The sequence below is a fragment of the Aureimonas sp. AU12 genome, assembly GCF_001463705.1.
In the GTDB taxonomy this organism is placed as follows: Bacteria; Pseudomonadota; Alphaproteobacteria; order Rhizobiales; family Rhizobiaceae; genus Aureimonas.
In genome coordinates, this window is the sequence record NZ_BBWH01000009.1 from 1 (window position 1) to 21,883 (window position 21,883).

The following is a 21,883-nucleotide window of genomic DNA, read 5'->3' on the forward strand; positions in this document are numbered from 1 at the left end:
GCGGTATAGGGGTGATGCGGGGCATCGAACAGCGTCTTCACCGGCTGGCGCTCGACCTGCTGTCCCGCATATTGCACCACCACGCGGTTCGCCGCCTCCGCGATCACACCCATGTCGTGGGTGATGAGGATCATCGCCATGCCGTAGCGCTCGCGTAGATCCACGAGGAGATCGAGGATCTGCGCCTGAATGGTCACGTCGAGGGCCGTGGTCGGCTCGTCGGCGATGAGGAGCTTCGGCCGGCAGGCCGTGGACATGGCGATCATCACGCGCTGGCTCATGCCGCCCGAGAGCTGATGCGGAAATACACGAAGTCGCCGCTCCGGCTCGGAGATCCCAACGGCGTCGAGAAGCTCGACGGCCCGCGCATGGCGTCCCCTACGATCGAGATCGGTGTGCGCCTTCAGCGCTTCCTTGATCTGATAGCCGACGGTGAAGCACGGGTTGAGGCTGGCGATCGGCTCCTGGAAGATCATCGCGATGTCGCGGCCGATGATCGAGCGCCGCTCGCGCGGGCTCATCGCCTGCATGTCGCGGCCCTCGAACTTGATCTCGTCGGCGGTGACGGTGGCGCTGGCCGGCAGGAGGCCCATCAGGCCAAGCATGGCGACGGACTTGCCCGATCCCGATTCGCCGACGATGCCGAGCACTTCGCCCGGCTCCACCGTGACGTCGACCCCGTCCACCGCGCGGAACGGGCCGGACGCGGTCTCGAAAGTGACGGAGAGGTTGCGCAGAGAAAGAAGAGGCATGGCCTGTTTGAACTTTCCGGCTTTGAGACTTACATTCTTCGAGAATGAATGGAGACGGACACGATGTCGTTCTGGAACCAAGTGCTCGACTGGATCGCCCCCAGGCCGCAGCTGAAGCCGCTGCCGGTGATGGTGCCGATCAGGAGACCCACGGGTCGCCGCGCCAACTACTGAAATCGACCTGACGCGATCGACGTCGTTTCCCCGGAAACGGCGTCTTTTCGTATCTGCCGGGTCCATCGGCTGCAGACCCCACGGCCGGCCGATGGGTGACATCCGCAATGGCCACGCTTGCCGGCCCGGGCATGAACGCCACGCCTCAGCTCTTCTTCAGCTTCGGATCCAGCGCATCGCGCAGGCCATCGCCGACGAGGTTGATCGCCAGCACGGTCACGAGGATCGCCAGACCCGGGAAGGTGACGACCCACCAGGCCCGCAGCACGAACTCGCGTGCCTCGGCCAGCATCGTGCCCCATTCCGGCGTCGGCGGCTGCGCGCCGAGACCGAGGAAGCCGAGCGCGGCCGCATCGAGAATCGCGTTCGAAAACGACAGCGTGGCCTGAACGATGAGCGGTCCCAGGCAATTCGGCAGGATCGTCACGAACATCAGGCGCATCGGACCGGCGCCGACGACCCGCGCCGCCGTGACATATTCGCGCTCCTTCTCAGCCATCACCGACGCGCGCGTCAGTCGCACGAAGTGTGGCTGCAGCACGATCGCGATGGCGATCATCGCGTTGACGAGGCCGGGGCCGAGGATCGCCACGAGGACGAGGGCCAGCAGCAGCGACGGAAACGCGAGGATGACGTCCATCACGCGCATGATGACGGTGTCGACCCAGCCACGGAAATAACCGGCGACGAGGCCGATGACGATGCCGGTCGAAACCGCCAGCACCACCACGAACGTGCCGATGAACAGCGAGTACTGCGCTCCGTAGATCAGGCGCGAGAGGATGTCGCGGCCGACCGCATCCGTTCCGAGGACGTAGGACAGGCGCCCGCCCTCCATCCAGAACGGCGGAATGAGCAGTGCGTCGCGGTTTTGCAGGATGGGATCGTGCGGCGCGATGATCGTCGCAAAAGCCGCGACGAAGACGACGATCGCGAACACGACGAGCCCGGCGACGGCACCGCGATTGACCGAGAAGTAGTACCAGAACTCGCGCAGCATCTGGCGGCGTCCGCTCGGCGTCGGCACCCTTTGGGTCACGAGCGAACCGACGCCCTCGGCGGCTTCCTGCGCTTCGATATGAGACATGGTTCCCGGCTCCTATCGGGCGCGAACGCGCGGATTGATGAGGCCGTAGAGTAGGTCGACCACGAGATTGACGAACATGACGACGAGCGCGATCAGCAGCAGACCGCCCTGCACCACCGGGTAGTCGCGTCGGAACACGGAATCGACCATCCACTTGCCAATGCCCGGCCAGGAGAAGATCGTCTCCGTCAGGATCGCGCCAGCCAGCATGACGCCGATCTGCAGGCCGATCGTCGTCACCACCGGGATCAATGCGTTGCGCAGCGCGTGGATGCCGATGATGCGCCCGCGCCCGAGGCCCTTGGCGCGCGCCGTGCGCACGTAATCCTCGCCGAGGACCTCCAGCATCGCCGAGCGCGTCTGGCGCGCGATCACCGCGAGCGGGATCGTCGCGAGGACGATGCCGGGCAGGATCAGATGGCTGACGGCCGAGGAGAACGCGCCCTTCTGCCCCGAGATCAGGCTGTCGATCAGCATGAAGCCGGTGACGGGCGGAAAGAAGTACATGAGCGAGATGCGGCCCGAGACCGGGGTCCAGCCGAGCGTGCCCGAGAAGAAGATGATGAGAAGCAGGCCCCACCAGAAGATCGGCATCGAATAGCCGACGAGCGCCGTGCCCATGATCGACTGATCGAGCCAGGATCCGCGCTTCACCGCCGCCACGACGCCGGCGGGAACGCCGATAAGGACGGCAAGCAGGATCGCCACGAGGGACAGCTCGACCGTCGCCGGAAACAGCGTCAGGAACTCGGTCAGCACCGGACGCCGGGTGACGATCGATGTTCCGAAGTCGCCCTGGAAGAGGTTCGTCAGGTAGTACCAGAACTGGACGGGCAGCGGCTGGTCGTAGCCGAGCAGCGCCGTCAGCTGCGCGTGGCGTTCGGGCGTGATGCCGCGCTCGCCCGCCATCAGCGTCACGGGGTCGCCCGGCAGCAGGCGGATGAAGGAGAAGGCGACGACGGCAACGCCGACGAAAGTCGGCAGGAGCACGCCGATACGGCCGAAGAGAAAGCGCAACATGGAACCGTTCTACAAGGCTTTCCCATGCGGCGTCATCCCGCATCGGTTTGAAAAGTCGGGCAAAACACAAAGTTTTTGACCAAATGGAAAAGGGCGGCATCGCTGCCGCCCTTCGATGATCGCCCGGAAAGGACCGGGTTATTCGGTGATGTCGACGCCGTCGAACGTGTAGTCGCCGAGCGGGCTCTGGACGAAGCCCGTGACGTTCTTGCGCATCGGCACATAGACCACCGAATGGGCGATCGTCGCCCACGGCGCCTGCTCCTTGAAGATGACCTGCGCCTCTTCATAGAGCTTGGCGCGCTCGGCCTGCGTCGGCTTGGTCTTGGCTTCCTGGATCAGCTTGTTGAATTCCTGGTTGCACCACTGCGCCCGGTTCGCGCCGCCGACGCCGTCGCAGCCCAGGAGAACGGCCAGGAAGTTGTCTGGATCGCCGTTGTCGCCGGTCCAGCCGAGGAGCACCGCGCCGTCGCGCTTCACGTCCTTCGAGCGCTCGAGATACTCGCCCCACTCGTAGGACACGATCTCGGCCTTGACGCCGACCTTGGCGAAGTCGGCCTGGATCAGCTCCGCCATGCGCGCCGCGTTGGGATTGTAGGGACGCGACACCGGCATCGCCCAGATCTTCATCGACAGGTCGGTGACGCCGGCGGCCTCGAGGGCCTTCTTCGCCGCTTCCGGATCGTAGGCGTCGTCCTTCAGCGCGTCGTTATAGGACCACATGGTCGGCGGGATCGGCGCCTTCGCCTTCTGCCCGGCGCCCTGATAAACGGCCGCGATGATCGCGTCCTTGTCGATCGCCATGTTCAGGGCCCTGCGGACCTCGGGCTTGTCGAACGGCGCCTGCTGCGTGTTGTAGGCGAGGAAGCCGATGTTGAGGCCTTCCTGCTCGTCGACCTTGAGGTCGGCATTCTGCTGCAGGCTGGGCACGTCGGCCGGGTTCGGGAAGGCCATCAGCTGGCATTCGTTGGCGAGCAGGCGCTGCTGGCGAACGGAGGCTTCCTTCGTGATCGCGAAGACGAGATCGTCGATCGGCTGCTTGCCGCCCCAATAGTCGGCGAAGGCCTGATAACGGATAACGGCATCCGGCTGGTAGGCGACGAACTGGAACGGACCGGTGCCGATCGGCGCCTGGTTCAGCTGCGCCTGGTTGCCGGCTTCCGCCAGCTTGTCGGCATATTCCTTCGAGACGATCGAGGCGAAGGGCATCGCCACGTTGGCGATGAACGGCGCGTAGGCAGAGGTCAGGTTGAAGCGGACCGTCATGTCGTCGACCTTCTCGACCGACTTGACGATCTCGTTCATCGACATCGAGGCGTAGTATTCCCACGACGCGCCGGAGACGTACTGGTTGTACGAGTTAGCCTTGTTGCCCTGCCGGTCGAAGGAGAACACCACGTCGTCGGCGTTCATGTCGCGGGTCGGAGTGAAGTCCGCGTTCGAGTGAAACTTCACGCCCGGACGAAGCTTGAACGTGTACTGCAGACCGTCCGGCGATATCTCCCAGCTGGTCGCCAGACCCGGCTCGGTCTCCGTCGTGCCCTTCTTGAACTCGGCGAGACGGTTGTAGATCGGGTGCGCCGAGGCGTCGAAGGTGGTGCCGGCGGTGTAGAGACCGGGATCGAAGCCCTCGGGCGAGCCTTCCGAGCAGTAGACGAAGGTCTTGGCGGAGGCCGCCGAACCGAGGGCCAGGACGATGGCCGTCGCGGCGAGGAGCTGCTTCGTCAGACGCATGAATGCGTTCTCCCATGAACGTCGAAAGGCAGCATCATTGCCGCCGAGTGCGCGCATCCAGCCGTGAAACCGATAAGTGTGCAAGCTCGTTTTTTGATCATTCACTCAAAAACGATCGTCGGCGCCTGCGGAGCGGCGGCGGCGACGCCCTCGATCGAGGCGAGCGTGCGTCTGGCGATCTCGCGATAGACGGCGGCGTGCGGGCCGTCCGGATCGGAAGCCATCACCGGATGGCCGCTGTCCGAGCTCTCGCGAATCGCCATCTCGATCGGCACTTCGCCGAGGAACGGCACGCCGAGGCGTTCGGCCTCCGCCCGCGCGCCGCCATGACCGAAGATGTCGTAGCGCTTGCCGGTGTCGGGCGCGAGAAAATAGCTCATGTTCTCGACGATGCCGAGGACGGGCACCTCGACCTTGCGGAACATGGCGAGGCCCTTGCGCGCGTCGATCAGCGCCAGATCCTGCGGTGTCGAGACGATGACGGCGCCCGCCAGCGGCACCTGCTGCGCCATCGTCAGCTGCGCGTCGCCGGTGCCCGGCGGCATGTCGACCACGAGAATGTCGAGCTCGCCCCATTCGACCTCGCGCAGCATCTGCGTCAGCGCCGACATCACCATCGGCCCGCGCCAGATCATCGGGGTCTCCTCCTCCACGAGGAAGCCCATCGACATGGCCTTCAGCCCGTAGGCCTGCAGCGGCACCATGGTGCGTCCCCCGACCGTCTCGGGCCGCCCCTTCAAATTGAGAAGACGCGGCACCGAGGGGCCGTAGATGTCGGCGTCGAGAAGCCCGATCTTGAGGCCCAGCGACTGGAGGCCCAGCGCCAGGTTGACCGCGGTGGTGGACTTGCCGACGCCGCCCTTGCCGCTCGCCACCGCGACGATCCGCGCGATGCCGGGAATGCCGGGCTTGGCGGCACGGGGCACCACCGGCCCAGGGCCCGAAGCGGCCGGGGGCGTTCCCGGGCGGGGCCGCGGATGGTGGTGGGGATGGGGCGCGGCAGGCGCGGCCCTCGGAGCCGCCGGCGGGCGCGCGGCCATCCCGCCACCCTTACGCTCGGCGGTCAGCGCCACCATCGCGGCCTCGATGCCGTCGAGTTCACCGACACGGCGCTCCGCCTCGCGCCGAAAACCCTCGAAGCGCTCGGCGTCGCTGGCGGGGACGCTCAGCGAGAAGAACGCCTTGCCGCTGGCGACGAAGATCTCCGACACCATGCCGCGCGACACCGCGTCCGCGCCACCGTCCGGCATGGGAATGGCACGGAGAACGGCGAGGATGCGGTCCTTCTGATCCTGGGTCATAGCTCTTCCATCGATCTTCATCACGCGGCATGCCCGACAGGACGCTTCCGGCCCGCTTCACACCGGGATAGGCCATTTCGGTCGAAAAAGGGAGACGCCCGGCCGGCGATCGGGGTTCCATCAGGACGAGGCAGCATCATGAACAAGGACCGCGCGTCCACCCTCCGCGACGTGACTGACCCCGTCCGGCGCGCCGCGCGGCGTCTGGTGGCGGAAGCCTCGCACGGAACCCTCGCCTACCTGTCGCCGCAAACGGGCGGACCGCTCGTCAGTCGCGCGGCCCTATCGACCGACGGCAGCGGCGACCCGACCATCCTGGTCTCCACCCTGTCCCGGCACACGGGCGCAATGGCCGCCGATCCGCGCGTGGCGCTCCTGATCGGCGAGGCCGGCGCGGGTGATGCGCTCGCCCATGCCCGGCTGTCCCTGGAGGGAACGGCCGTCCCGGTAACGCAAGGTACGGCTGAGCATGTCCGCATTCGACGTCGCTTTCTCGCGCGAAGGCCGGAGTCGGAGGTCTATGTGGATTTCGCGGATTTCGCTTTCGTCCGCATCGTTCTGACACGTGCGTCGCTGAACGGCGGTTTCGCACGAGCCTACGATCTCGACCGAAGCGATCTCTGCGTCGATGTGCCCGCGGATCTGGCCGCCGGCGAGGCGGATCTCGTCGATCGCATCAACCGCGGCCACGGCGCGCTGCTTCAGACGATCGCGACCCGAGATGGGAGGTCGGCATCCTCGGGCTGGCGTGTTGTCACGCTGGACCCGCGCGGCTTCGAGATGGTCGCCGTCTTGGGCGATGGTTGTGTCGAGATAAGACGACTGGAGTTCGATCGCGTGATCGACCGGGCGTCGGACATTCTTCCGGCGATGTCGGCGCTTGCTGCGCCTGCTTAGCCCATCAGGGCTTGTAGCCTGGTGGGCAGTCAGCCCGGAACCGGCGTCCTGCGTCGTTCTCATAAATGCAGCGTCCGGTCTGCGTTCCCGATTGGCCGATCAGCCGATCTCCATCGTGGGCGACCACGACCGGCAACTGGCCCGGCGCGTAAGCGGCGATGCCGCCGGAGCCCAGCCCGAAGACGGCCGGAAGGACGTCGGACCGGCAGGCGGACAGAACGGGGATGATCAGCGCAACGGCCGCGACGGTCCGCAGGAAGCGCTTCGCTTTCGACCTGTGCAATCGAGTCTCCGTCAACGCTTCAACCTCGCAGTCCAGGGATCGGGGTCTCGGACCATCCGGCCCGCAAAATACCGGATGGACCGCCCTCGTACGAAGGCGGTCCATCCAACCGATCAGAGATCTATAGATCAGTAGCCCGCGGGGCACTCTGCCGTGTAGCGCTGGCCGCGACCGTCGCGATAGACGCACTGGCCGGGGCGGTTGGTCGCCGCACCGAGAAGCGCGCCACCTGCGCCACCGACGGCCGCACCGATCAAGGCGCCACGTGCGTTCCCGCTGATGCCCGCACCGATCGCCGCGCCACCCAGAGCGCCGATGCCGGCGGGAATCGCGACGTTGCGGTCGACCGACTGGCACCCGCTCAATGCCAAGGTGCTCGCCGCGACTGCGGCCATGATCATCGATCTCATTTCAAATTCTCCAGCAGGATATGTCCCGACGCCAGAGAATAGCGCGAAGGTCCACGCGGTCCAGACATGCCGCCTGCTCTTCGCCATGGGAATTCTCAGCGACCGGCCACCAGGCTGGAGTCAGGTTCGATGGCAATGCGGAGTTCACCCGAGCGGCTGACCGCCCACTCGATCGACATCGGCCGATCGAGATCGGCCTGGGCGATCGGCTGGCACTCGCCGACGACACGGCGATCGAAAGTGCTGGATAGCCGCATCTGAAGCGGCAGAGCCGAGCGGCAGGCTTCGATGCTCTGGTAGACCGGCGTCGGAACCGGGATCTCGGTACAGGCGGCCTGGCCGGACGTACATCCGACGAGCATCATAAGAGCGACGATCTGGTCCATTGTTGCGACCCCTTCGACCGATCAACCGTCGATGACGCCAAGCGGTTCCCGATCGCCTCAAGATTGAAGCGACTTGAAGTCGATGCAGGTATTCACCCCTGAGCCAACCGCCCCATCAGGCCTCGATCACCTCGAACTGACTGCGCGGCACCCGGAGCCGATACTGCAAGCCCTCGGGGCGGTAATCGAGTTCGGCCTCGCCGCCGACCGAGTTCGGAACGATCCGCTCGAGAGTCGAGGTACCGAAACGCGGATCGTGATCGAGGCGAACGCGGGGTCCACGCGATTCCAGCCACTGGATCAGGAGAAGGCTCTGCCCATCCCGTGTCTCGATCGTCGAACGGATCGACACTCGCCCACCCGGGATCGATAGCGAGCCGTAGGATGCCGCATTCACGGCGAGTTCGTGGAAGGCGAGCCCGACATGCAGCGCCGCGGTCGGCGATAGGTAGACGTCGACCCCTTCGAACTGGATCTGCGCCATGCCATCGGGGGCGTATCGCTCGACCTGCATCGTCACGAGGCCGAAGAGATCGGCGCCGCGCCAGTCTGTGTCGGTCACGATATCCTGCGAGGAGGCCAGCGACTGGATCCGTCCGCGGAAGCGCACGAGGAACTCCGGCACGGTCAGCGAGTGGCGAGCCGTCTGGCTCGCCAGGCTTTGAATGATCGCGAGGAGGTTCTTGGAGCGGTGCGAGACCTCGCGCAGCAGGGTCTTCAGCGTCTCTTCACGCCGCTTCTGCTCGGTGATCTCCAGCGAAGTGCCGATGATCCCGATCACGGTGCCGCTCTCGTCGCGATCGACGTCGATGCGGATATCGAACCAACGCATCGAGTCTGAGGCGAGGAAAGGCAGTTCGAACCGAGCGGGCTTATGCGTGCGCAGGATTTCCGACTTGATGGCGTTCGACTTTTCCGCGGCCGGCCCGGACAGAAAGTCGTGGTCGATATCGCCGTTCCGGGCGGACGACAGCCACGAATTCTCCGCATTGAAAAGCCAGAGATAGCGAAGCTCAAGATCCTGCGCGAACAGGGTCATTTCCGTGTTCGCCAGAGCCTTGAGAGCCTTGTAGGCTACCATTGTGCAGTGCTCTCTCCGGCGGTCCGCAAGCCACCTCGCGCGATTGGCAGCAGTTCAACCTGTCCGCCGGCTCGCATCAGGCGCGGTCGAGAGAACGGGACGAAACCGCATAATCCCTCAACCATACGCCGCAAACCTTTCTTCGATGTTGAGCGTCGATCTTCAACACCGTCATGCCGATCATGGCCATCAACCGTTCGCGCGGGCCATCGGTTCCCGTCCGCGGGAGAAGCGGATCGCACAGCGCCCGCTCCTTCCCGACTCGCCGCGACCGTCCGCTTGTCAGGCCGCTTCGCGCTCTTTCTCGAAGAACAGCGCCTGACTGATAAGGGCCTTCACCATGTCCGGATTGAAGGGCTTGGTGACGAGGAAGGTCGGCTCCGGACGCTCGCCGGTCAGCAGCCGCTCGGGGAAGGCCGTGATGAAGATCACCGGCACCGACACCTTCGACAGGATGTCGTTCACCGCATCGATGCCGGACGAGCCGTCCGCCAGCTGGATGTCGGCCAGCACCATGCCCGGCTTCTGCTGCTCGAACAGCGCGATCGCTTCCTTGTGGGTGCGAGCGATGCCCGTGACGCCGTGGCCGAGGCTCTCGACCATCTGCTCGATGTCCATAGCGATCAGAGGCTCATCCTCGATGATCATGATATTCGTCGAGACCTGACGCCCGATGTCGGAGCTGGCCTGATCGATCAGCTCGGAGAAATCGGCATCGCCGACGCCGAGGATCGTCGCGGCCTCTTCCGTCGTGAAGCCTTCGACGGCGACCAGAAGGAAGGCCTGGCGCGGCAGCGGCGAGATCCCGCGCAGATTACGCGAGGCCTTCTCTTCCCACGCGGAGACCGGCGTATCCTCGCGGATGTTCACCTCGACGGACTGCCACAGCGACGAGAACAGCTTGTAGAGCGAAATGCGCGGGCTTTCCTGCTGATCGAACAGGCTGGGCTCTGCGATCAAGGCTTCGAGCACCGCCGCGACATAGGCGTCGCCCGATGCCTGAGACCCGCTGAGCGCGCGAGCATAACGGCGCAGATATGGAATGTGCGGCGCTATGCGCGAGGACATCGACATGAATACTCCCCTCGTACCTTCGTAGTTGGCGGGGACACATCCCGGCCCGGCGGTCCATCGCCGGACCGAAGATCAGCCGACGAACCCATCACTCGCCGGTCCCGATAGAATTGGCGAGTGTGGTTCTACGTAATGCGAACGCGTGGAAACGCTAGCCTCCCTCCACAAGTTTCCGATCACGGTCGATCAAACCTTGCGAAACGCGGTCACTCCCACATGTATCCCTGCCATGCGCCGGTGGGACAGTGCGGCACGGATGGGGCAACTGGTGAGAGGCTGAATGGAAGACCACAAGAACAAGGGGACCAGCATGCCCGAACCGCAACCGGCCGACATGGCCGGCTCGGCGTTGGAGCTGGGACCCAGCTCCGCCATCGGGAAACGCCTGAAAGCCTATTATGACGACGTTGCGGGAGAGCCGGTGCCGGACCGCTTCCTGTCGCTTCTCGATGCGCTGGATGCGGCCGAATCCCATTCGAAGACAACGAAGCGGGATTGAGCCATGGGCCAGGAACCCGATTTCCGTCGCGAGCTGATTTCCATCATTCCCAATTTGCGCGCCTTCGCCGCCTCACTCGCAGGATCTTTCGATCGCGCCGATGACCTTGTGCAGGAAACCCTCGTCAAGGCTTGGGATAAACAGCACACGTTCCAGCCTGGAACGAACCTGAAGGCATGGCTCTTCACGATCCTGCGCAACGAGTTCTACACGCAGATGCGCAAGAAGGGCCGCGAGGTGCAGGACGTCGACGGCATTCATGCGATGCAGCTGGCGGGTCATCCCGAGCAACAGGGGCATCTCGATCTCCAGGACTTCCGCAAGGCGCTCGAGCAGCTGCCGGACGACCAGCGTGAAGCGCTGATCCTGATCGGCGCCTCCGGGTTCTCCTATGAGGAAGCCGCCGAGATCTGCAAATGCGCCGTCGGCACGATCAAGAGCCGTGTGTCGCGTGCCCGGACCCGCATGGCCGATCTCCTTGGCATCGAGGGCGACGGCGAGTTCGGCCCCGACTCGATTTCGTCCCAGATCATCGGCGTGGCGCCGGCAGCCTGACGCATCGGGTTGCCACGTCGGTCCGAAGCAGGATCGGCGAGGCACCGAGAAAAGCATCCCGTGGCGGAACCACGTCCGAGCCCAGCCATTATCGAGGCGCTCGGTGCCGCCAACTTCCCCCGCGAGCCCCGGCCGCGTAAACTGGTTGAAAGGAACGATCCATGTCGTCCACCCATTCGAACTCCGACGATTTCACCTCCACGTCGGACGAGAACGTCCGCAACGCCGAGCAGGACCTGCAGGCGCAGGTCTCGAAGCTGCGCGAGGACGTGGCCGGCGTCGTGGAATCGCTGAAGTCCATCGCAGGTGGACGTGCCGACAACGCCAAGTCGCAGGCCTATGCGCTGCGTGACGACGTGCGCGACCGCGGCGAGCGTTATGTGCGTCAGGCGCAGGAGACGGCCAGCGAGTTCGAAGAGCAGGTCAGCGAGCGTGTGCGCGCCGAGCCCATCAAGGCGGTGCTGATCGCCGCCGCCGTTGGTTATGTCTACGCTCGCCTGTTCCGGTAACAGATGATCGGCCAGCTCATCACCAAGCTCTTCACGGGCGAGATCTCGATCTACATCGCCCGGTTGCGGACCGCCTTCGCGATTTACGCGGCGATGGCCATCCTCGCTGTGGCGATGATCGGGTTCCTGATCGGCGCATTGTTCGTCTGGCTGGCTCATCGCTTCGGCACGGTGCAGACATCCATCGGCTTCGCGGTTGCATGTCTCGTCGCCATCCTCGTGATGTACGCGCTGCTTCTCGTGGCGCGTCGCCCGCCCCGCCAGCGCGCAGCGGACCGCATGCAGCGCGACGTCGCGTCGATTGCCAGCATCGCCGCGGTATCGAACCTGCCGCTGATCTTCGCCAGCGTTCGTCGTCGCAAGTCGCTGATGATGCTGCCGGTGGCCGGATTGGCCGTCTGGGGTCTCTTCAAAGGCCTTCGTGGCTTTCGCGATCGTGGCCTGCGTGATTGACGCAGGCCTGGATCCTCGTCGGCGTCGTCGGATCCTTTCGACCGGTCGCGTATTGAACGAACGAACGGCCCGCCATCTGGCGGCGCCAAGATGACGATGGAGAGACGAAATGGCTGACATGAAGACCGACAAGGTGCGTCAGGGACGCAGCGGACGACCGGTCCTCTACGTTCTGATCGGCGGCCTCGTGCTCTGCGTCATCGTCTTCATCGGGCTCGGCTTCTACGGCCGGGCCCTTCCCGATCAGAATATCGGCGGCGCGGCGAATTCCGGCGTGAGCACGGCACCGGCAACGTCCACCGGATCCACCTCCACAACCGTGACGCCGGGCGAAGCAGCAAGTGCGCCGGGTTCTAGCGGGTCGGCGACGACGACGGTGCCCGCCAATTAAGCCGGTCGCTGACACCTGACAATCGAAATGACGGGCCCTCGCGGGCCCGTTTTTCGTTGCCAGAGCAACCTGTCCGATCACCCGGCGTTTGTCAGGAACAGGAGAGCAGCCATGAGCGAAACGAACATCACCAACGACCGCACCGTTCTAGCCCTCGATGCCGATGTCGGTGGGGACGGCGACACCCCGGGGATCTCGCAGACGTTGACCCAGGCGGAAATCGACGACGTCCTGTCCAATACGGCCATGACGATCGAGGAGAAGCGGGCGCGGCTTGAGCATTTCGCCGGCCAGATGGGTGATCGCGAGGCGATCGACCGCGGCAGCGAATTCGAACCGCTCGAACTCCAGATCCGCGATGCCCTGTCGATGCTTGCCGATGGCGGACATGACTACGGGACGGCCGAGTCGGTCGGGATGGACCCGGATTACCGCAGCGACGCACGGGCGCCGGATGATCTCGACGACCCCGAACTGCGGTGATCGCCTGACCAAACCAAGCGCAAGGCTGCCGCCCGGGACAGGGTGGCGGCCTTCATCGTTGGAAGGTTGGAGAGGCTTAGGCGAAAGTGGCCTCTTCGGGCACGAGGACCTTCAGTCCGCGCCGATGGATCTTCACGTTCGACACGCGGGCGAGATCCTTGAGTTCGCCATCCATGACTGCCCGGTCCTTGGTCTTGGCCCCGCGATACTCGATGCGAATATCGTCCGCAGCTGCAACCGTCAGATTCTCGTTGGCCTTCCAGGCGCCCCGCATCATGTCGACCGTCAACTTCAGGACGGCACCACGATCGCTGGAGCGCATCAGGTAGATGCCGAGCTTTCCGCCTTGCGGATCGTCGGCGAAGGGCACGTGCCCGTCTCCATAGACATTGTTGCTGATGGCCACCGCCGGTGTGCGGATCGTCTCCAGCTTCCCGTCGACGGTCAGCTTCAGTTCGACGGACGGGCGGCTCTGGATGGCCGATCCCACGGCACGCACGCTCGCCCACATCTTTCCGAAGCGCGAGGCGTAGTCGAGCTTCTCGCGGGTGCGCACCATGCGCGCATGCAAGCCGACGGCGAACTGGTGGACGAAATAGTCGCCGTTGACGCTGGCGATGTCGACTTCCGCGACGCGACCGGTCGCCAAGGCCTTAACCGCCTGATCCAGCACCAGCGGTATCTGCAGGCTGCGGGCGAACAGGTTCATCGTGCCGGCCGGCAGCAGGCCCAGAGCGATCGACGTTCCAGCAACGGCTCCGGCCGCGGAGGCGACCGTCCCGTCCCCTCCCCCGACCATCAGCACATCGAGATCGCCGCGCAGGGACTGCTTTCGGATTTCCTCGCCGATTTCGGCGCTTCCGAGGACGACGACTTCGATCTCGTGCCCATGCAGGCGAAACTCGTCGCAGATGACGGATGTCAGGAGATCGAGGTCTGTGGTTCTGAGCGTTCCGCCTTCGCGGTTGAGAATGGCGTGAACTTTCATTGCAGTGGCATACCCCGGTCGGTTGATCGTTTCGTCACGATATGGTGTCCGACCTCTGCCCTGCGAGGGTCCGTTGCAAACTCGCGGTATCAAGTGAGGGGAACACACGCCCGGCAACACCGTTCAGGGTGCGCGAATCCCGTGTTGGACCTCCTGCCGCGAAAGACCATCCCATGATCGAATGGATCGTCATCCTCCTCATCGTCGCCGCGATCGCGAGCCTGCTGGGCTTTCGGGGCGTCGCTGGCGCGTCGGCGAGCATTGCGAAGATCCTCATCTTCATCGTCCTGATCGGCATCCTGCTCCTGCTCTTCTTCGGTGTGATCGTCTTCGCCTGAAACGGCACGGCAAGATGAGGCGCGGGCAGTCGGATGTCGGCGACGTCTCAGGGAACCGGACGCCCGTCTGTCCGGTTTTTGCCTCGAAGCTCGCGGCTTGGTTCGAGTTGAAGCCGCGTTGACGTGATGTTGGAGAGGAGACCCGTGATGGTCCGCATTTGGCTTGCCACAACCGCATTGGCCGGCGTGCTGGCATCGAGCGCCGCAGCACAGACGACCGGTGGTCAGCCGGCAGAACCGGCAACAGCGACGAGTGCGGTCGAGGCCATCGCTCCCGCAACCGATATCGCTTATATCCAGTCGCTCGGCGCGGATCAGTATCTCGCCACCCGGCTGCAGGACGTCGATCTCTACGCATCGGCGAATGTTGACGCGATCGAGGCCGGCGAGATCCAGAATTTCGTCATCGGCGCCGACGGGACCATCGTTGCGGCGATAGTCGATACCGGTTCGTTTCTTGGCGACCAATCGAAGACCGTCGCGGTGCCCTTCGGCCGCATTCAGTGGGTTGCGGGAGCTGATGCGTCGCTGCGCCCCGTGCTGACGGCGACACGAGAGGATCTGGTCGCGGCACCCGCCTTCGTCGTCGCAGACGAAAACCCACCCACCGCAGCCTCGCCTGCTCCCGCAACCGACATGGCGGCGAGCACCACAGCACCCGGTACGGGGGTGGCGGCGGCGCCCACCGCGGGGATCGGCGATTATATCGCCACGCTCGGTCCCGAACAGTATCTCAGCCAGACCCTGATCGGCGACGAGGTGAATGCCGGCGTCTCGTCCGACTCGGACAAGATCGGCAATATCAACGACCTCATCCTGTCGGCGGATGGCAGGGTCGACGGATTCGTCGTCGGTGTCGGCGGTTTCCTCGGCCTTGGCGAAAAGGACGTGGGCGTGCCGTTCGATACTATCGCGATGACGCGCGACGAAAACGGCGACGCACACGCGGCACTGGCCGCGAACAAGGAGCAGTTGCGCGGCGCCCCGACGTTTGACCGCGGCTTGGCGACCGACATGATCGCCGCCAACACGACAGGTGCGGTGACCGCGGGCAGCAACGCGACCGGCGCAGCGGCGACCGGCGTTGCAGCGAGTACTGCTGCCGGCATCGCGGCCTCGGGGACGGCACCCACGGGTCTGGCGACCGACAAGACCGATGGCGTCGCCACATCGTCCACCGCCAATGCTCAGCCGTCCGACCAGTTGACCGCGATGACCGGCGGCGACCTGTCTGCGGACAATCTGATCGGCGCCTCGGTCTATGGGCCCGACAACACGACGATCGGCTCCATCGGCGATCTCGCCCTGGCGCCTCAGGGCCAAGTCGATGCCGTCATCGTCGATGTCGGCGGCTTCCTCGGCATCGGCGCCAAGCCGGTCGCTGTGGCGATGGACAACCTTCAGTTCATGCGTGACTCCGCCGGCAAGGCAACGCTGACGACGCAGTTCACGCAGGACCAACTGCGGGGCGCACCCGAGTACAACAAAGACACTTATGCGCAGAACCGCGACGGCATGCGTATCGCCAATCCCGGCGATCTCCAGACGGCGCCGGCGGCAGGGACCGCCCAGTAACGAAAATGCGATCTCGCCGGAAGCATTGCCAAAGTCGATTTGGAAAGCCCGCATCATGCGGGCTTTTCATATTCCACGGCCGGTGCCGCCATTTGGTCTCGGAGCCGCGTTACCAAAAATTCATGGCGGTGGCGACCGAGCCATCCGTTACCGTTCGCCGATGCGGTTCTCCTGCGGCCGCGCTTTGCAAAGGCCCTCATGGCATTCGTTCGTCAGATCGTCCTCACGCTCATAGCCCTGCTTCTCGCGGGTGTCGTCTGGCTGCATCTGTCGGAAGTTCCGGGCCGTTATCTTCTATCTGATGCCGTCGATCTGCCGGCCCCGGTGAGTGGCTGGGTCTCCGCGCTGTCGCCGGCCGACGATGCGCCGAAGGTCGGGGCGACGCCGCAAGGCGAGCGGCGATTGGGCGCCATTCCCCTCGTCGTGACCGATCCCGCGATTCCCGCCGTGACCCGCGATCAGTTGCGGGCGATCGGCACGGCCGAGGCGATCCGCACCGTCGCGGTGCGTCCGGACGCGAGCGGCATCATCCGCGAGATCGGTTTTCGCTCGGGCGACGAAGTCGAGGCCGGCGCGACGCTGGCGACACTCCAGAACGATGCGGAGCGCGTCGCCGTGGAGCGGGCGCGGATCACGCTGGCCGCCGGCGAGGATCAGTTGCGGCGCTATCAGTCGCTTTCGGCCAGTTCCTCCATCACCTCCGTCCAGGTCGACGAGGTGCGGCGCGCCCGGGATGCCGCGGCGCTGGACCTGCAGGCGGCCGAGATCGCGCTCGACAAGCGCAATATCACGGCGCCGATCAGCGGCCGGGTCGGCATCCTCGATCTCGACGTCGGCGCCCTCATCGACGGCACGACGCTGATCGCGACGGTCGACGACCGCTCCAAGCTCAAGATCGTCTTCAACGTGCCGGAGGCGTTCACCTCCGAACTGCAGCTGGGCCAGAGCGTCTCGGCGCAGCCAACGACGCGCTCGGGCGAGGCGTATGAGGGGCAGATCAGCGCCCTCGACAGCCGTCTCGACCAGGCAAGCCGAACCCTTCGCGCCGAGGCGGTGATCGACAACGAGGCCGATCTGCTTCGTCCCGGCATGTCCTTCGGCATCGAGATCGGCTTCGGCGGCAGCAGCTTCCTGTCGGTCGATCCGCTGGCCATTCAGTGGGAAAGGGCCGGACCCTTCGTCTGGGTCGCGCAGAACGACATCTCTCGCAAGGCACCGATCAGCATCATCGAGCGCAACGTGGATCGCGTGCTCGTCGCCTCCCAGACCCTGCGTGAGAACGATGCCGTCATCACCGAAGGCGTCCAGCAGCTTCGCGAGGGCGCGCCCGTGCGGGTCCAACAGCCCGTGACCGCCCCGCCGGCACCGGCGACGCCGGATGCGGGCGCGCCTTCCGCATCCGGCGAGCCGACGCCCCTTCGCCGCGCCGATGCCGCCGGTGCCACCCGCGCGCCGGGCGCCCCGGCGACGGGATCGGCGCCATGAGCGGCGCCGGCCCGAAGCCGGACGCCCTCACCTCCCTCACCTCGCTGTTCGTCCGTCGTCCGGTCTTCACGATCGTCATCAATCTCCTGGTGATCGTCGCCGGCCTCGCCGCCTTCAACGCCGTCGAGATCCGCGAACTGCCCAATGTCGACCGGCCGGTGATCTCGATCACGACGCTCTTCGACGGCGCGTCCGCCGAGGCGGTCGATCGGCAGTTGACCAGCGACATCGAAAGCGCCGTCGCCCGCGTGCCCGGCATAGCCTCGATTTCCTCGTCGTCGCGCTTCGGCCAGTCGCGCGTCACCGTCGAATTCTCGGACGCGACGGATCTGAACGTGGCGGCCAGCGACGTGCGAGACGCGGTCGCCGGCATCGCCAACCAGTTGCCGGACGACGCCGACGAGTCCCGCATCGTGAAGGCGGATGCCAACGCGGATTCGATCATGCGGGTCGCCGTCCTGTCGAGCACGCTGCGCATCGAGCAGCTCACCACGCTCGTCGACGACCGCATCGCCGACCGCATCGCGGCCGTGGAGGGGGTTGCCGACGTCACGCTCTCGGGCGAACGCGAGCAGCTGATCTATGTCGACGTGCGGCCCGACGAACTGGCGACGCGCGGGCTGACGCTCGGGGACGTCTCGACCGCGCTCGGCAATGCCGCCTTCGACGAGCCGGCGGGTTCGCTGGAGTCCTCGACCCAGAACCTCGTGGTGCGCGCCGATGCGAGCCTGACGACGCCGGACGAATTTGGCGCCGTGCTTCTCGACGCCGATACGCGCCTTCGCGACGTCGCCTCGATCCGCTTCGGTCCGGACGAGGCAGCCTCGCAGCTGCGCGTCAACGGCGAGACCGGCATCGGCCTCGACGTCGTGCGCCAAGCGGGATCGTCCACCATCGCGATCTCGGAAGGCGTGCGCGCCGCCGTGGCCGAGCTGAACGCCTCCCTGCCCGAGGGAACACGGATGGTGATCACCTCCGACGAGGCGACCTTCATCAACGGCTCGATCCACGAGGTGGAACTGACGCTGGCGCTGGCCGTCGTCATCGTGGTCGCCGTGATCTACGCCTTCCTCATGAACTTCCGGGCGACGCTGATCCCGACGCTGACCATCCCGATCGCCCTCATCGGCGTCGTCGCCGGCATCTACCTCATCGGCTTCTCGATCAACATCATCACCCTTCTCGCCCTCGTGCTGGCAACGGGCATGGTAGTGGACGACGCGATCATCGTGCTCGAAAACATCATCCGCCGCCGCGACATGGGCATGAGCGTCAAGGCCGCGTCGGTGATCGGCACGCGCGAGGTGTTCTTCGCCGTCGTCTCGACCACCGCGACGCTCGCCGCCGTCTTCATTCCCATCTCGTTCCTGCCGGGTGTCGCCGGCGGGCTCTTCCGCGAATTCGGCTTCGTGCTGGCGATCTCGGTCACGCTGTCGGCTTTCATCGCGCTGACGCTCTGCCCGATGCTGGCGGCCCATCTTCTCGAAGAGCGGGCGGACAAGGCGCGCGTCGGCGTCGCCAAGCGCGGCGCGGCGCGGCTCGGCGGCTGGCTGGCGGGGCTCTACACGTTCCTCCTGCGCCGGGCGCTGAACAACGCGCTGCTCGTCGTGGTGTTCTCGGTGATCTTCGCAGGGGCCGCGGTCGTGGTCTTCCAGGGACTGCCACAACAGCTGACGCCGTCCGAGGATCGCGGCAGCGTCCTCATGAGCATTTCCGCTCCGCAAAGCGCAAGCCTGCAATACACCGACGACCAGATGCGCCGGGTCGAGGAGATCGTGCTCCCCTATGTCGAGAGCGGCGAGGCGACGAGCATCTTCGCGCGGATCGGCACGGGCACCGGCAATTCCGCCTTCATGGTGATGACGCTGACGCCCTGGGGCGAGCGCGTGCGCACACAGCAGGCGATCGCGGCCGAGCTCAACACCGCCTTCCGCGAGATCCCCGGCGTGCAGGCGCGCGCCATCCAGCCCAACTCGCTGGGCATCCGGGGTGGCGGGCGCGGTTTGCAGTTCGCCATCGCCGGGCCGACCTACGGCGCCCTCTCCGACACCGCGGAGGCGCTGGAAGAGGCGATGAACGCCGATGGTCGATGGGGACGCGTGCAGCTCGCCTTCGACACCACGCAGCCACAGCTCTCGGTGAAGATCGATCGGGCGCGGGCCTCCGATCTCGGCATCGACATCGACGGGCTGGCCAGCGCCATCCAGTCGCTGCTCGACGGCCGCGAGATCGGCACGACCTATGTCGAGGACCGTTCGATCCCGATCCACATCGTGTCCACGACATCGCCGATCAACGATCCCGGCGATCTCGCCAACATCTTCCTGAAGACGACGGACGGGCATTTCGTGCCGATGTCCTCGATCGCGACGATCGTCGAGGAGGCGATCGCGCCGACGCTGTCGCGCGAGAACCAGTCGCGCTCGGTCGCCATGTCCGCCGACCTGCCGGCCGGCCTGTCGATCTCGCAAGGCTGGGCCGACATACAGGCCTTTGCCGCCGATCGCCTGCCGCCCGAGATGCGGCTCGTGCCGCTGGCCGAAGCCGCGACGCTGGAGGAAACGTCGAGCGGGCTTGCCGTGGTCTTCGGCTTCGCCATCGTCGTGGTGTTCCTCGTGCTGGCCGCCCAGTTCGAGAGCTTCGTCTCGGCTGTCATCATCATCGCCACCGTGCCCTTCGGCGTCGCCTGCGCCATCTATGCCATGGCCTTCTTCGGCGAGACGCTGAACCTCTATTCGCAGATCGGGCTGGTGCTCCTCGTCGGCATCATGGCCAAGAACGGCATCCTCATCGTCGAGTTTGCCAACCAGCTGCGCGAGCGCGGCGCGAGCGTGCGCGAGGCGGTGGAACAGGCCTCGATCATCCGCCTGCGACCGGTGATGATGACGATGATCGCGACGATCGTCGGCGGCGTGCCGCTGGTCTTCTCGACCGGTGCCGGCGCCGAGGCACGCGTCACCCTCGGCTATGTCATCGTCGGAGGCTTGGGGCTCGCGACGGTCGCGACCCTGTTCCTGACGCCCGTCGCCTATCTGGCGCTCGCTCGTTTCTCCAAGCCGAACGTCCACGCCGAGACGCAGCTGCGGCTGGATCTCGCCGACGCCGAGCGGCTGGGCCTTGCCGGCGACGGCCACCACTGAGCGGGCGTCATCCGAACGGACCGCCCTCGCCCGCATGCGGCCGGGAGCGCCCGTCGAGAAGGCCGACGTCGCGCAGGACGTGATCGGGCGTGGTCTCGTCGAGACGATGGATGCGCCGATGGCGGCCGATCGCGAAGCTCAGCGCATGGCGGGCGATCGCGCGCCAACGGGTGAGCGCGGCCCCGGCCGGCTGCGGCGCGGATCGGGGAGCGGCGGTTTCGTGGGCGGATGACGACATGGCGGGGCTCCATCGATGGGGCGTCTGGCTGCCCCATCTGGCGCCGAAGGGGCTTGCCGATCCAATCGAACGTCGCGCATGATGCATAAGGAGATTTGATGCATCATGACCCGATCCCTGCCCCCGCTCGCTGCCATCCGCGTCTTCGAGGCCGCCGCGCGCCAGCTGAGCTTCACGAAGGCCGCAGCCGAACTCGGGATGACGCAGGCAGCGGTCAGCTATCAGATCAAGGTGCTGGAAGAGCGCGTCGGCGCGGCCCTGTTCAACCGCGGTCGACGGCAGGTGGTGCTGACCGATGTCGGCGCGAGGCTGGCAACGGACTGCACCACGGCGCTCGACCTGATTGCTGCGGCCTTCAATGAGTCGCAGGGCGATGCCCATGGAGTGCTTGCGGTGACCGTGACATCCACCTTCGCAGCCTATTGGCTGGCCCGGCACCTCGTCGATTTCCAGCGGCTCCACCCCCGGCTGGTCGTGCAACTGACGAACTCCGAACAGGTGCTCGATCTCGAACGCGACAATGTCGATGTCGGCATCCGCGCCGGCAAGGGCGACTGGCCGGGCCTCACCTGCCACAAGCTGATCGAAACCGCATTCACGCCGATGCTGAGCCCGGCGCTGCTCGAGCGGATGGGCGGGGTCGAGAGCCCGGCCGATCTCCTGCGCTATCCGCTGATCGACCCGACCGATCCTTGGTGGAACCTATGGTTCGCCAGCGCGGGCGTGACGCGCGAAGGCTACGAGGTCGACAACGGCCACAAGATGGGTTCGCAGCATCTGGAGGCCATCGCGGCGATGGCCGGCCAGGGCGTCGCGATCCTCACCCGCTTCTTCTACGGCGAGGAACTAGCGCGCGGACAACTCGTGCAACCGTTCGACGTCGCGGGTGAGGAAGGGCGGGCCTATTATCTCGTCTACCCCACCGCCCGCCGCAACGCGCCGAAGATCCGTGCCTTCCGCGAGTGGCTCCTGGGCCATTTCCCGGCACCGGAGGTGGCAACCCCGCCTTCCCTTGCCGAAGCGGGATAGG

At 65.7% G+C, this 21,883-nt stretch carries 23 protein-coding genes; 12 read left to right on the plus strand and 11 right to left on the minus strand.

All coding sequences use genetic code 11. From position 1 onward, the window contains the following. The 5 genes from AUL33_RS03745 to AUL33_RS03765 form a co-directional block, all read right to left on the minus strand. The coding region (locus AUL33_RS03745; protein ID WP_062203876.1) for an ABC transporter ATP-binding protein at window positions 1–752 on the minus strand (752 nt) is incomplete at its 3' end. Window positions 753–1,071: 319 nt separating this feature from the next. Then, entirely contained in the window at window positions 1,072–1,926 is an 855-nt protein-coding gene (locus AUL33_RS03750) for an ABC transporter permease subunit (RefSeq protein ID WP_244491968.1), read from the minus strand. A gap of 99 nt (window positions 1,927–2,025) precedes the next feature. Beyond that, window positions 2,026–3,033: an ABC transporter permease subunit gene (locus AUL33_RS03755; RefSeq protein WP_062203882.1), complete on the minus strand. Its 1,008-nt coding sequence runs from the start codon at window positions 3,031–3,033 to the stop codon at window positions 2,026–2,028. A 138-nt stretch (window positions 3,034–3,171) separates the two neighbouring features. Further along, complete coding sequence (locus AUL33_RS03760) at window positions 3,172–4,767, minus strand: ABC transporter substrate-binding protein (protein WP_062203885.1); 1,596 nt, start codon at window positions 4,765–4,767, stop codon at window positions 3,172–3,174. A gap of 101 nt (window positions 4,768–4,868) precedes the next feature. Continuing rightward, the gene (locus AUL33_RS03765; protein ID WP_062203888.1) at window positions 4,869–6,068 is read right to left on the minus strand and encodes an Mrp/NBP35 family ATP-binding protein; all 1,200 of its coding nucleotides are present in this window, start codon (window positions 6,066–6,068) and stop codon (window positions 4,869–4,871) included. Between the two features lie 138 nt (window positions 6,069–6,206). On the opposite strand from AUL33_RS03765, the gene AUL33_RS03770 reads away from it, so the two are divergent. Then, a complete protein-coding gene (locus AUL33_RS03770; RefSeq protein WP_062203889.1) occupies window positions 6,207–6,965 on the plus strand; it encodes a HugZ family protein in 759 nt (252 codons plus the stop codon). 411 nt (window positions 6,966–7,376) lie between these two features. Here AUL33_RS03770 and AUL33_RS03780 read toward each other — a convergent pair whose 3' ends face one another. The 4 genes from AUL33_RS03780 to AUL33_RS03795 form a co-directional block, all read right to left on the minus strand. Beyond that, a complete protein-coding gene (locus tag AUL33_RS03780) occupies window positions 7,377–7,649 on the minus strand; it encodes a YMGG-like glycine zipper-containing protein (RefSeq protein ID WP_306302788.1) in 273 nt (90 codons plus the stop codon). Between the two features lie 104 nt (window positions 7,650–7,753). Then, window positions 7,754–8,044: a hypothetical protein gene (locus tag AUL33_RS03785; protein ID WP_062203899.1), complete on the minus strand. Its 291-nt coding sequence runs from the start codon at window positions 8,042–8,044 to the stop codon at window positions 7,754–7,756. A gap of 115 nt (window positions 8,045–8,159) precedes the next feature. After that, window positions 8,160–9,125, minus strand: coding sequence for a PAS domain-containing sensor histidine kinase (locus AUL33_RS03790; RefSeq protein WP_062203902.1), 966 nt, complete (start codon window positions 9,123–9,125; stop codon window positions 8,160–8,162). Window positions 9,126–9,407: 282 nt separating this feature from the next. Further along, window positions 9,408–10,199 (minus strand): response regulator, encoded by a 792-nt coding sequence (locus AUL33_RS03795; protein WP_062203905.1) that lies wholly within the window; start codon window positions 10,197–10,199, stop codon window positions 9,408–9,410. A 280-nt stretch (window positions 10,200–10,479) separates the two neighbouring features. Here AUL33_RS03795 and AUL33_RS03800 point away from each other — a divergent pair, with 280 nt between their 5' ends. From AUL33_RS03800 to AUL33_RS03825, 6 genes are all read left to right on the plus strand, one after another. Continuing rightward, window positions 10,480–10,698 carry a NepR family anti-sigma factor gene (locus tag AUL33_RS03800; RefSeq protein WP_062203907.1) on the plus strand — a complete coding sequence of 73 codons (219 nt, stop codon included), beginning with the start codon at window positions 10,480–10,482 and terminating at the stop codon, window positions 10,696–10,698. Between the two features lie 3 nt (window positions 10,699–10,701). After that, complete coding sequence (locus AUL33_RS03805) at window positions 10,702–11,253, plus strand: sigma-70 family RNA polymerase sigma factor (protein ID WP_062203911.1); 552 nt, start codon at window positions 10,702–10,704, stop codon at window positions 11,251–11,253. A gap of 161 nt (window positions 11,254–11,414) precedes the next feature. Then, window positions 11,415–11,762: a YqjD family protein gene (locus tag AUL33_RS03810; protein WP_082652291.1), complete on the plus strand. Its 348-nt coding sequence runs from the start codon at window positions 11,415–11,417 to the stop codon at window positions 11,760–11,762. 3 nt (window positions 11,763–11,765) lie between these two features. Then, entirely contained in the window at window positions 11,766–12,215 is a 450-nt protein-coding gene (locus tag AUL33_RS03815) for a hypothetical protein (RefSeq protein WP_062203913.1), read from the plus strand. Between the two features lie 118 nt (window positions 12,216–12,333). Next, window positions 12,334–12,606 carry a hypothetical protein gene (locus tag AUL33_RS03820; protein WP_062203916.1) on the plus strand — a complete coding sequence of 91 codons (273 nt, stop codon included), beginning with the start codon at window positions 12,334–12,336 and terminating at the stop codon, window positions 12,604–12,606. A 111-nt stretch (window positions 12,607–12,717) separates the two neighbouring features. Continuing rightward, window positions 12,718–13,089 (plus strand): hypothetical protein, encoded by a 372-nt coding sequence (locus AUL33_RS03825; protein WP_062203920.1) that lies wholly within the window; start codon window positions 12,718–12,720, stop codon window positions 13,087–13,089. A gap of 76 nt (window positions 13,090–13,165) precedes the next feature. Here the strand turns inward: AUL33_RS03825 and AUL33_RS03830 are convergent, their stop codons facing one another. Further along, a complete protein-coding gene (locus tag AUL33_RS03830; protein ID WP_244491949.1) occupies window positions 13,166–14,197 on the minus strand; it encodes a diacylglycerol kinase family protein in 1,032 nt (343 codons plus the stop codon). A 53-nt stretch (window positions 14,198–14,250) separates the two neighbouring features. Between AUL33_RS03830 and AUL33_RS21490 the strand changes: the two genes are divergently transcribed. From AUL33_RS21490 to AUL33_RS03845, 4 genes are all read left to right on the plus strand, one after another. Then, entirely contained in the window at window positions 14,251–14,415 is a 165-nt protein-coding gene (locus AUL33_RS21490; protein ID WP_082652292.1) for a DUF1328 domain-containing protein, read from the plus strand. A gap of 147 nt (window positions 14,416–14,562) precedes the next feature. Beyond that, window positions 14,563–15,990, plus strand: coding sequence for a PRC-barrel domain-containing protein (locus tag AUL33_RS03835; RefSeq protein WP_062203927.1), 1,428 nt, complete (start codon window positions 14,563–14,565; stop codon window positions 15,988–15,990). A gap of 198 nt (window positions 15,991–16,188) precedes the next feature. Beyond that, window positions 16,189–17,475, plus strand: coding sequence for an efflux RND transporter periplasmic adaptor subunit (locus AUL33_RS03840; protein WP_062203930.1), 1,287 nt, complete (start codon window positions 16,189–16,191; stop codon window positions 17,473–17,475). Beyond that, window positions 17,472–20,615 (plus strand): efflux RND transporter permease subunit, encoded by a 3,144-nt coding sequence (locus AUL33_RS03845; RefSeq protein ID WP_062203933.1) that lies wholly within the window; start codon window positions 17,472–17,474, stop codon window positions 20,613–20,615. The genes AUL33_RS03840 and AUL33_RS03845 overlap by 4 nt, the downstream gene beginning before the upstream one ends. A 7-nt stretch (window positions 20,616–20,622) precedes the next feature. Here AUL33_RS03845 and AUL33_RS03850 read toward each other — a convergent pair whose 3' ends face one another. Continuing rightward, a complete protein-coding gene (locus AUL33_RS03850) occupies window positions 20,623–20,853 on the minus strand; it encodes a hypothetical protein (protein ID WP_062203936.1) in 231 nt (76 codons plus the stop codon). A 105-nt stretch (window positions 20,854–20,958) separates the two neighbouring features. Between AUL33_RS03850 and AUL33_RS03855 the strand changes: the two genes are divergently transcribed. Beyond that, a complete protein-coding gene (locus AUL33_RS03855) occupies window positions 20,959–21,882 on the plus strand; it encodes a LysR substrate-binding domain-containing protein (protein ID WP_062203938.1) in 924 nt (307 codons plus the stop codon). The last annotated feature ends 1 nt before the right edge of the window (window position 21,883 follow it).

Excerpts from the sequence above, each read along its gene's own strand:
- AUL33_RS03750 (WP_244491968.1), bottom strand. The coding sequence starts at position 1,926 with ATGCTGCGCGAGTTCTGGTACTACTTCTCGGTCAATCGCGGTGCCGTC.
- AUL33_RS03755 (WP_062203882.1), bottom strand. The coding sequence starts at position 3,033 with ATGTTGCGCTTTCTCTTCGGCCGTATCGGCGTGCTCCTGCCGACTTTC.
- AUL33_RS03760 (WP_062203885.1), bottom strand. The coding sequence starts at position 4,767 with ATGCGTCTGACGAAGCAGCTCCTCGCCGCGACGGCCATCGTCCTGGCC.
- AUL33_RS03765 (WP_062203888.1), bottom strand. The coding sequence starts at position 6,068 with ATGACCCAGGATCAGAAGGACCGCATCCTCGCCGTTCTCCGTGCCATT.
- AUL33_RS03770 (WP_062203889.1), top strand. The coding sequence starts at position 6,207 with ATGAACAAGGACCGCGCGTCCACCCTCCGCGACGTGACTGACCCCGTC.
- AUL33_RS03780 (WP_306302788.1), bottom strand. The coding sequence starts at position 7,649 with ATGATCATGGCCGCAGTCGCGGCGAGCACCTTGGCATTGAGCGGGTGC.
- AUL33_RS03785 (WP_062203899.1), bottom strand. The coding sequence starts at position 8,044 with ATGGACCAGATCGTCGCTCTTATGATGCTCGTCGGATGTACGTCCGGC.
- AUL33_RS03790 (WP_062203902.1), bottom strand. The coding sequence starts at position 9,125 with ATGGTAGCCTACAAGGCTCTCAAGGCTCTGGCGAACACGGAAATGACC.
- AUL33_RS03795 (WP_062203905.1), bottom strand. The coding sequence starts at position 10,199 with ATGTCGATGTCCTCGCGCATAGCGCCGCACATTCCATATCTGCGCCGT.
- AUL33_RS03800 (WP_062203907.1), top strand. The coding sequence starts at position 10,480 with ATGGAAGACCACAAGAACAAGGGGACCAGCATGCCCGAACCGCAACCG.
- AUL33_RS03805 (WP_062203911.1), top strand. The coding sequence starts at position 10,702 with ATGGGCCAGGAACCCGATTTCCGTCGCGAGCTGATTTCCATCATTCCC.
- AUL33_RS03810 (WP_082652291.1), top strand. The coding sequence starts at position 11,415 with ATGTCGTCCACCCATTCGAACTCCGACGATTTCACCTCCACGTCGGAC.
- AUL33_RS03815 (WP_062203913.1), top strand. The coding sequence starts at position 11,766 with ATGATCGGCCAGCTCATCACCAAGCTCTTCACGGGCGAGATCTCGATC.
- AUL33_RS03820 (WP_062203916.1), top strand. The coding sequence starts at position 12,334 with ATGAAGACCGACAAGGTGCGTCAGGGACGCAGCGGACGACCGGTCCTC.
- AUL33_RS03825 (WP_062203920.1), top strand. The coding sequence starts at position 12,718 with ATGAGCGAAACGAACATCACCAACGACCGCACCGTTCTAGCCCTCGAT.
- AUL33_RS21490 (WP_082652292.1), top strand. The coding sequence starts at position 14,251 with ATGATCGAATGGATCGTCATCCTCCTCATCGTCGCCGCGATCGCGAGC.
- AUL33_RS03835 (WP_062203927.1), top strand. The coding sequence starts at position 14,563 with ATGGTCCGCATTTGGCTTGCCACAACCGCATTGGCCGGCGTGCTGGCA.
- AUL33_RS03840 (WP_062203930.1), top strand. The coding sequence starts at position 16,189 with ATGGCATTCGTTCGTCAGATCGTCCTCACGCTCATAGCCCTGCTTCTC.
- AUL33_RS03845 (WP_062203933.1), top strand. The coding sequence starts at position 17,472 with ATGAGCGGCGCCGGCCCGAAGCCGGACGCCCTCACCTCCCTCACCTCG.
- AUL33_RS03850 (WP_062203936.1), bottom strand. The coding sequence starts at position 20,853 with ATGTCGTCATCCGCCCACGAAACCGCCGCTCCCCGATCCGCGCCGCAG.
- AUL33_RS03855 (WP_062203938.1), top strand. The coding sequence starts at position 20,959 with ATGACCCGATCCCTGCCCCCGCTCGCTGCCATCCGCGTCTTCGAGGCC.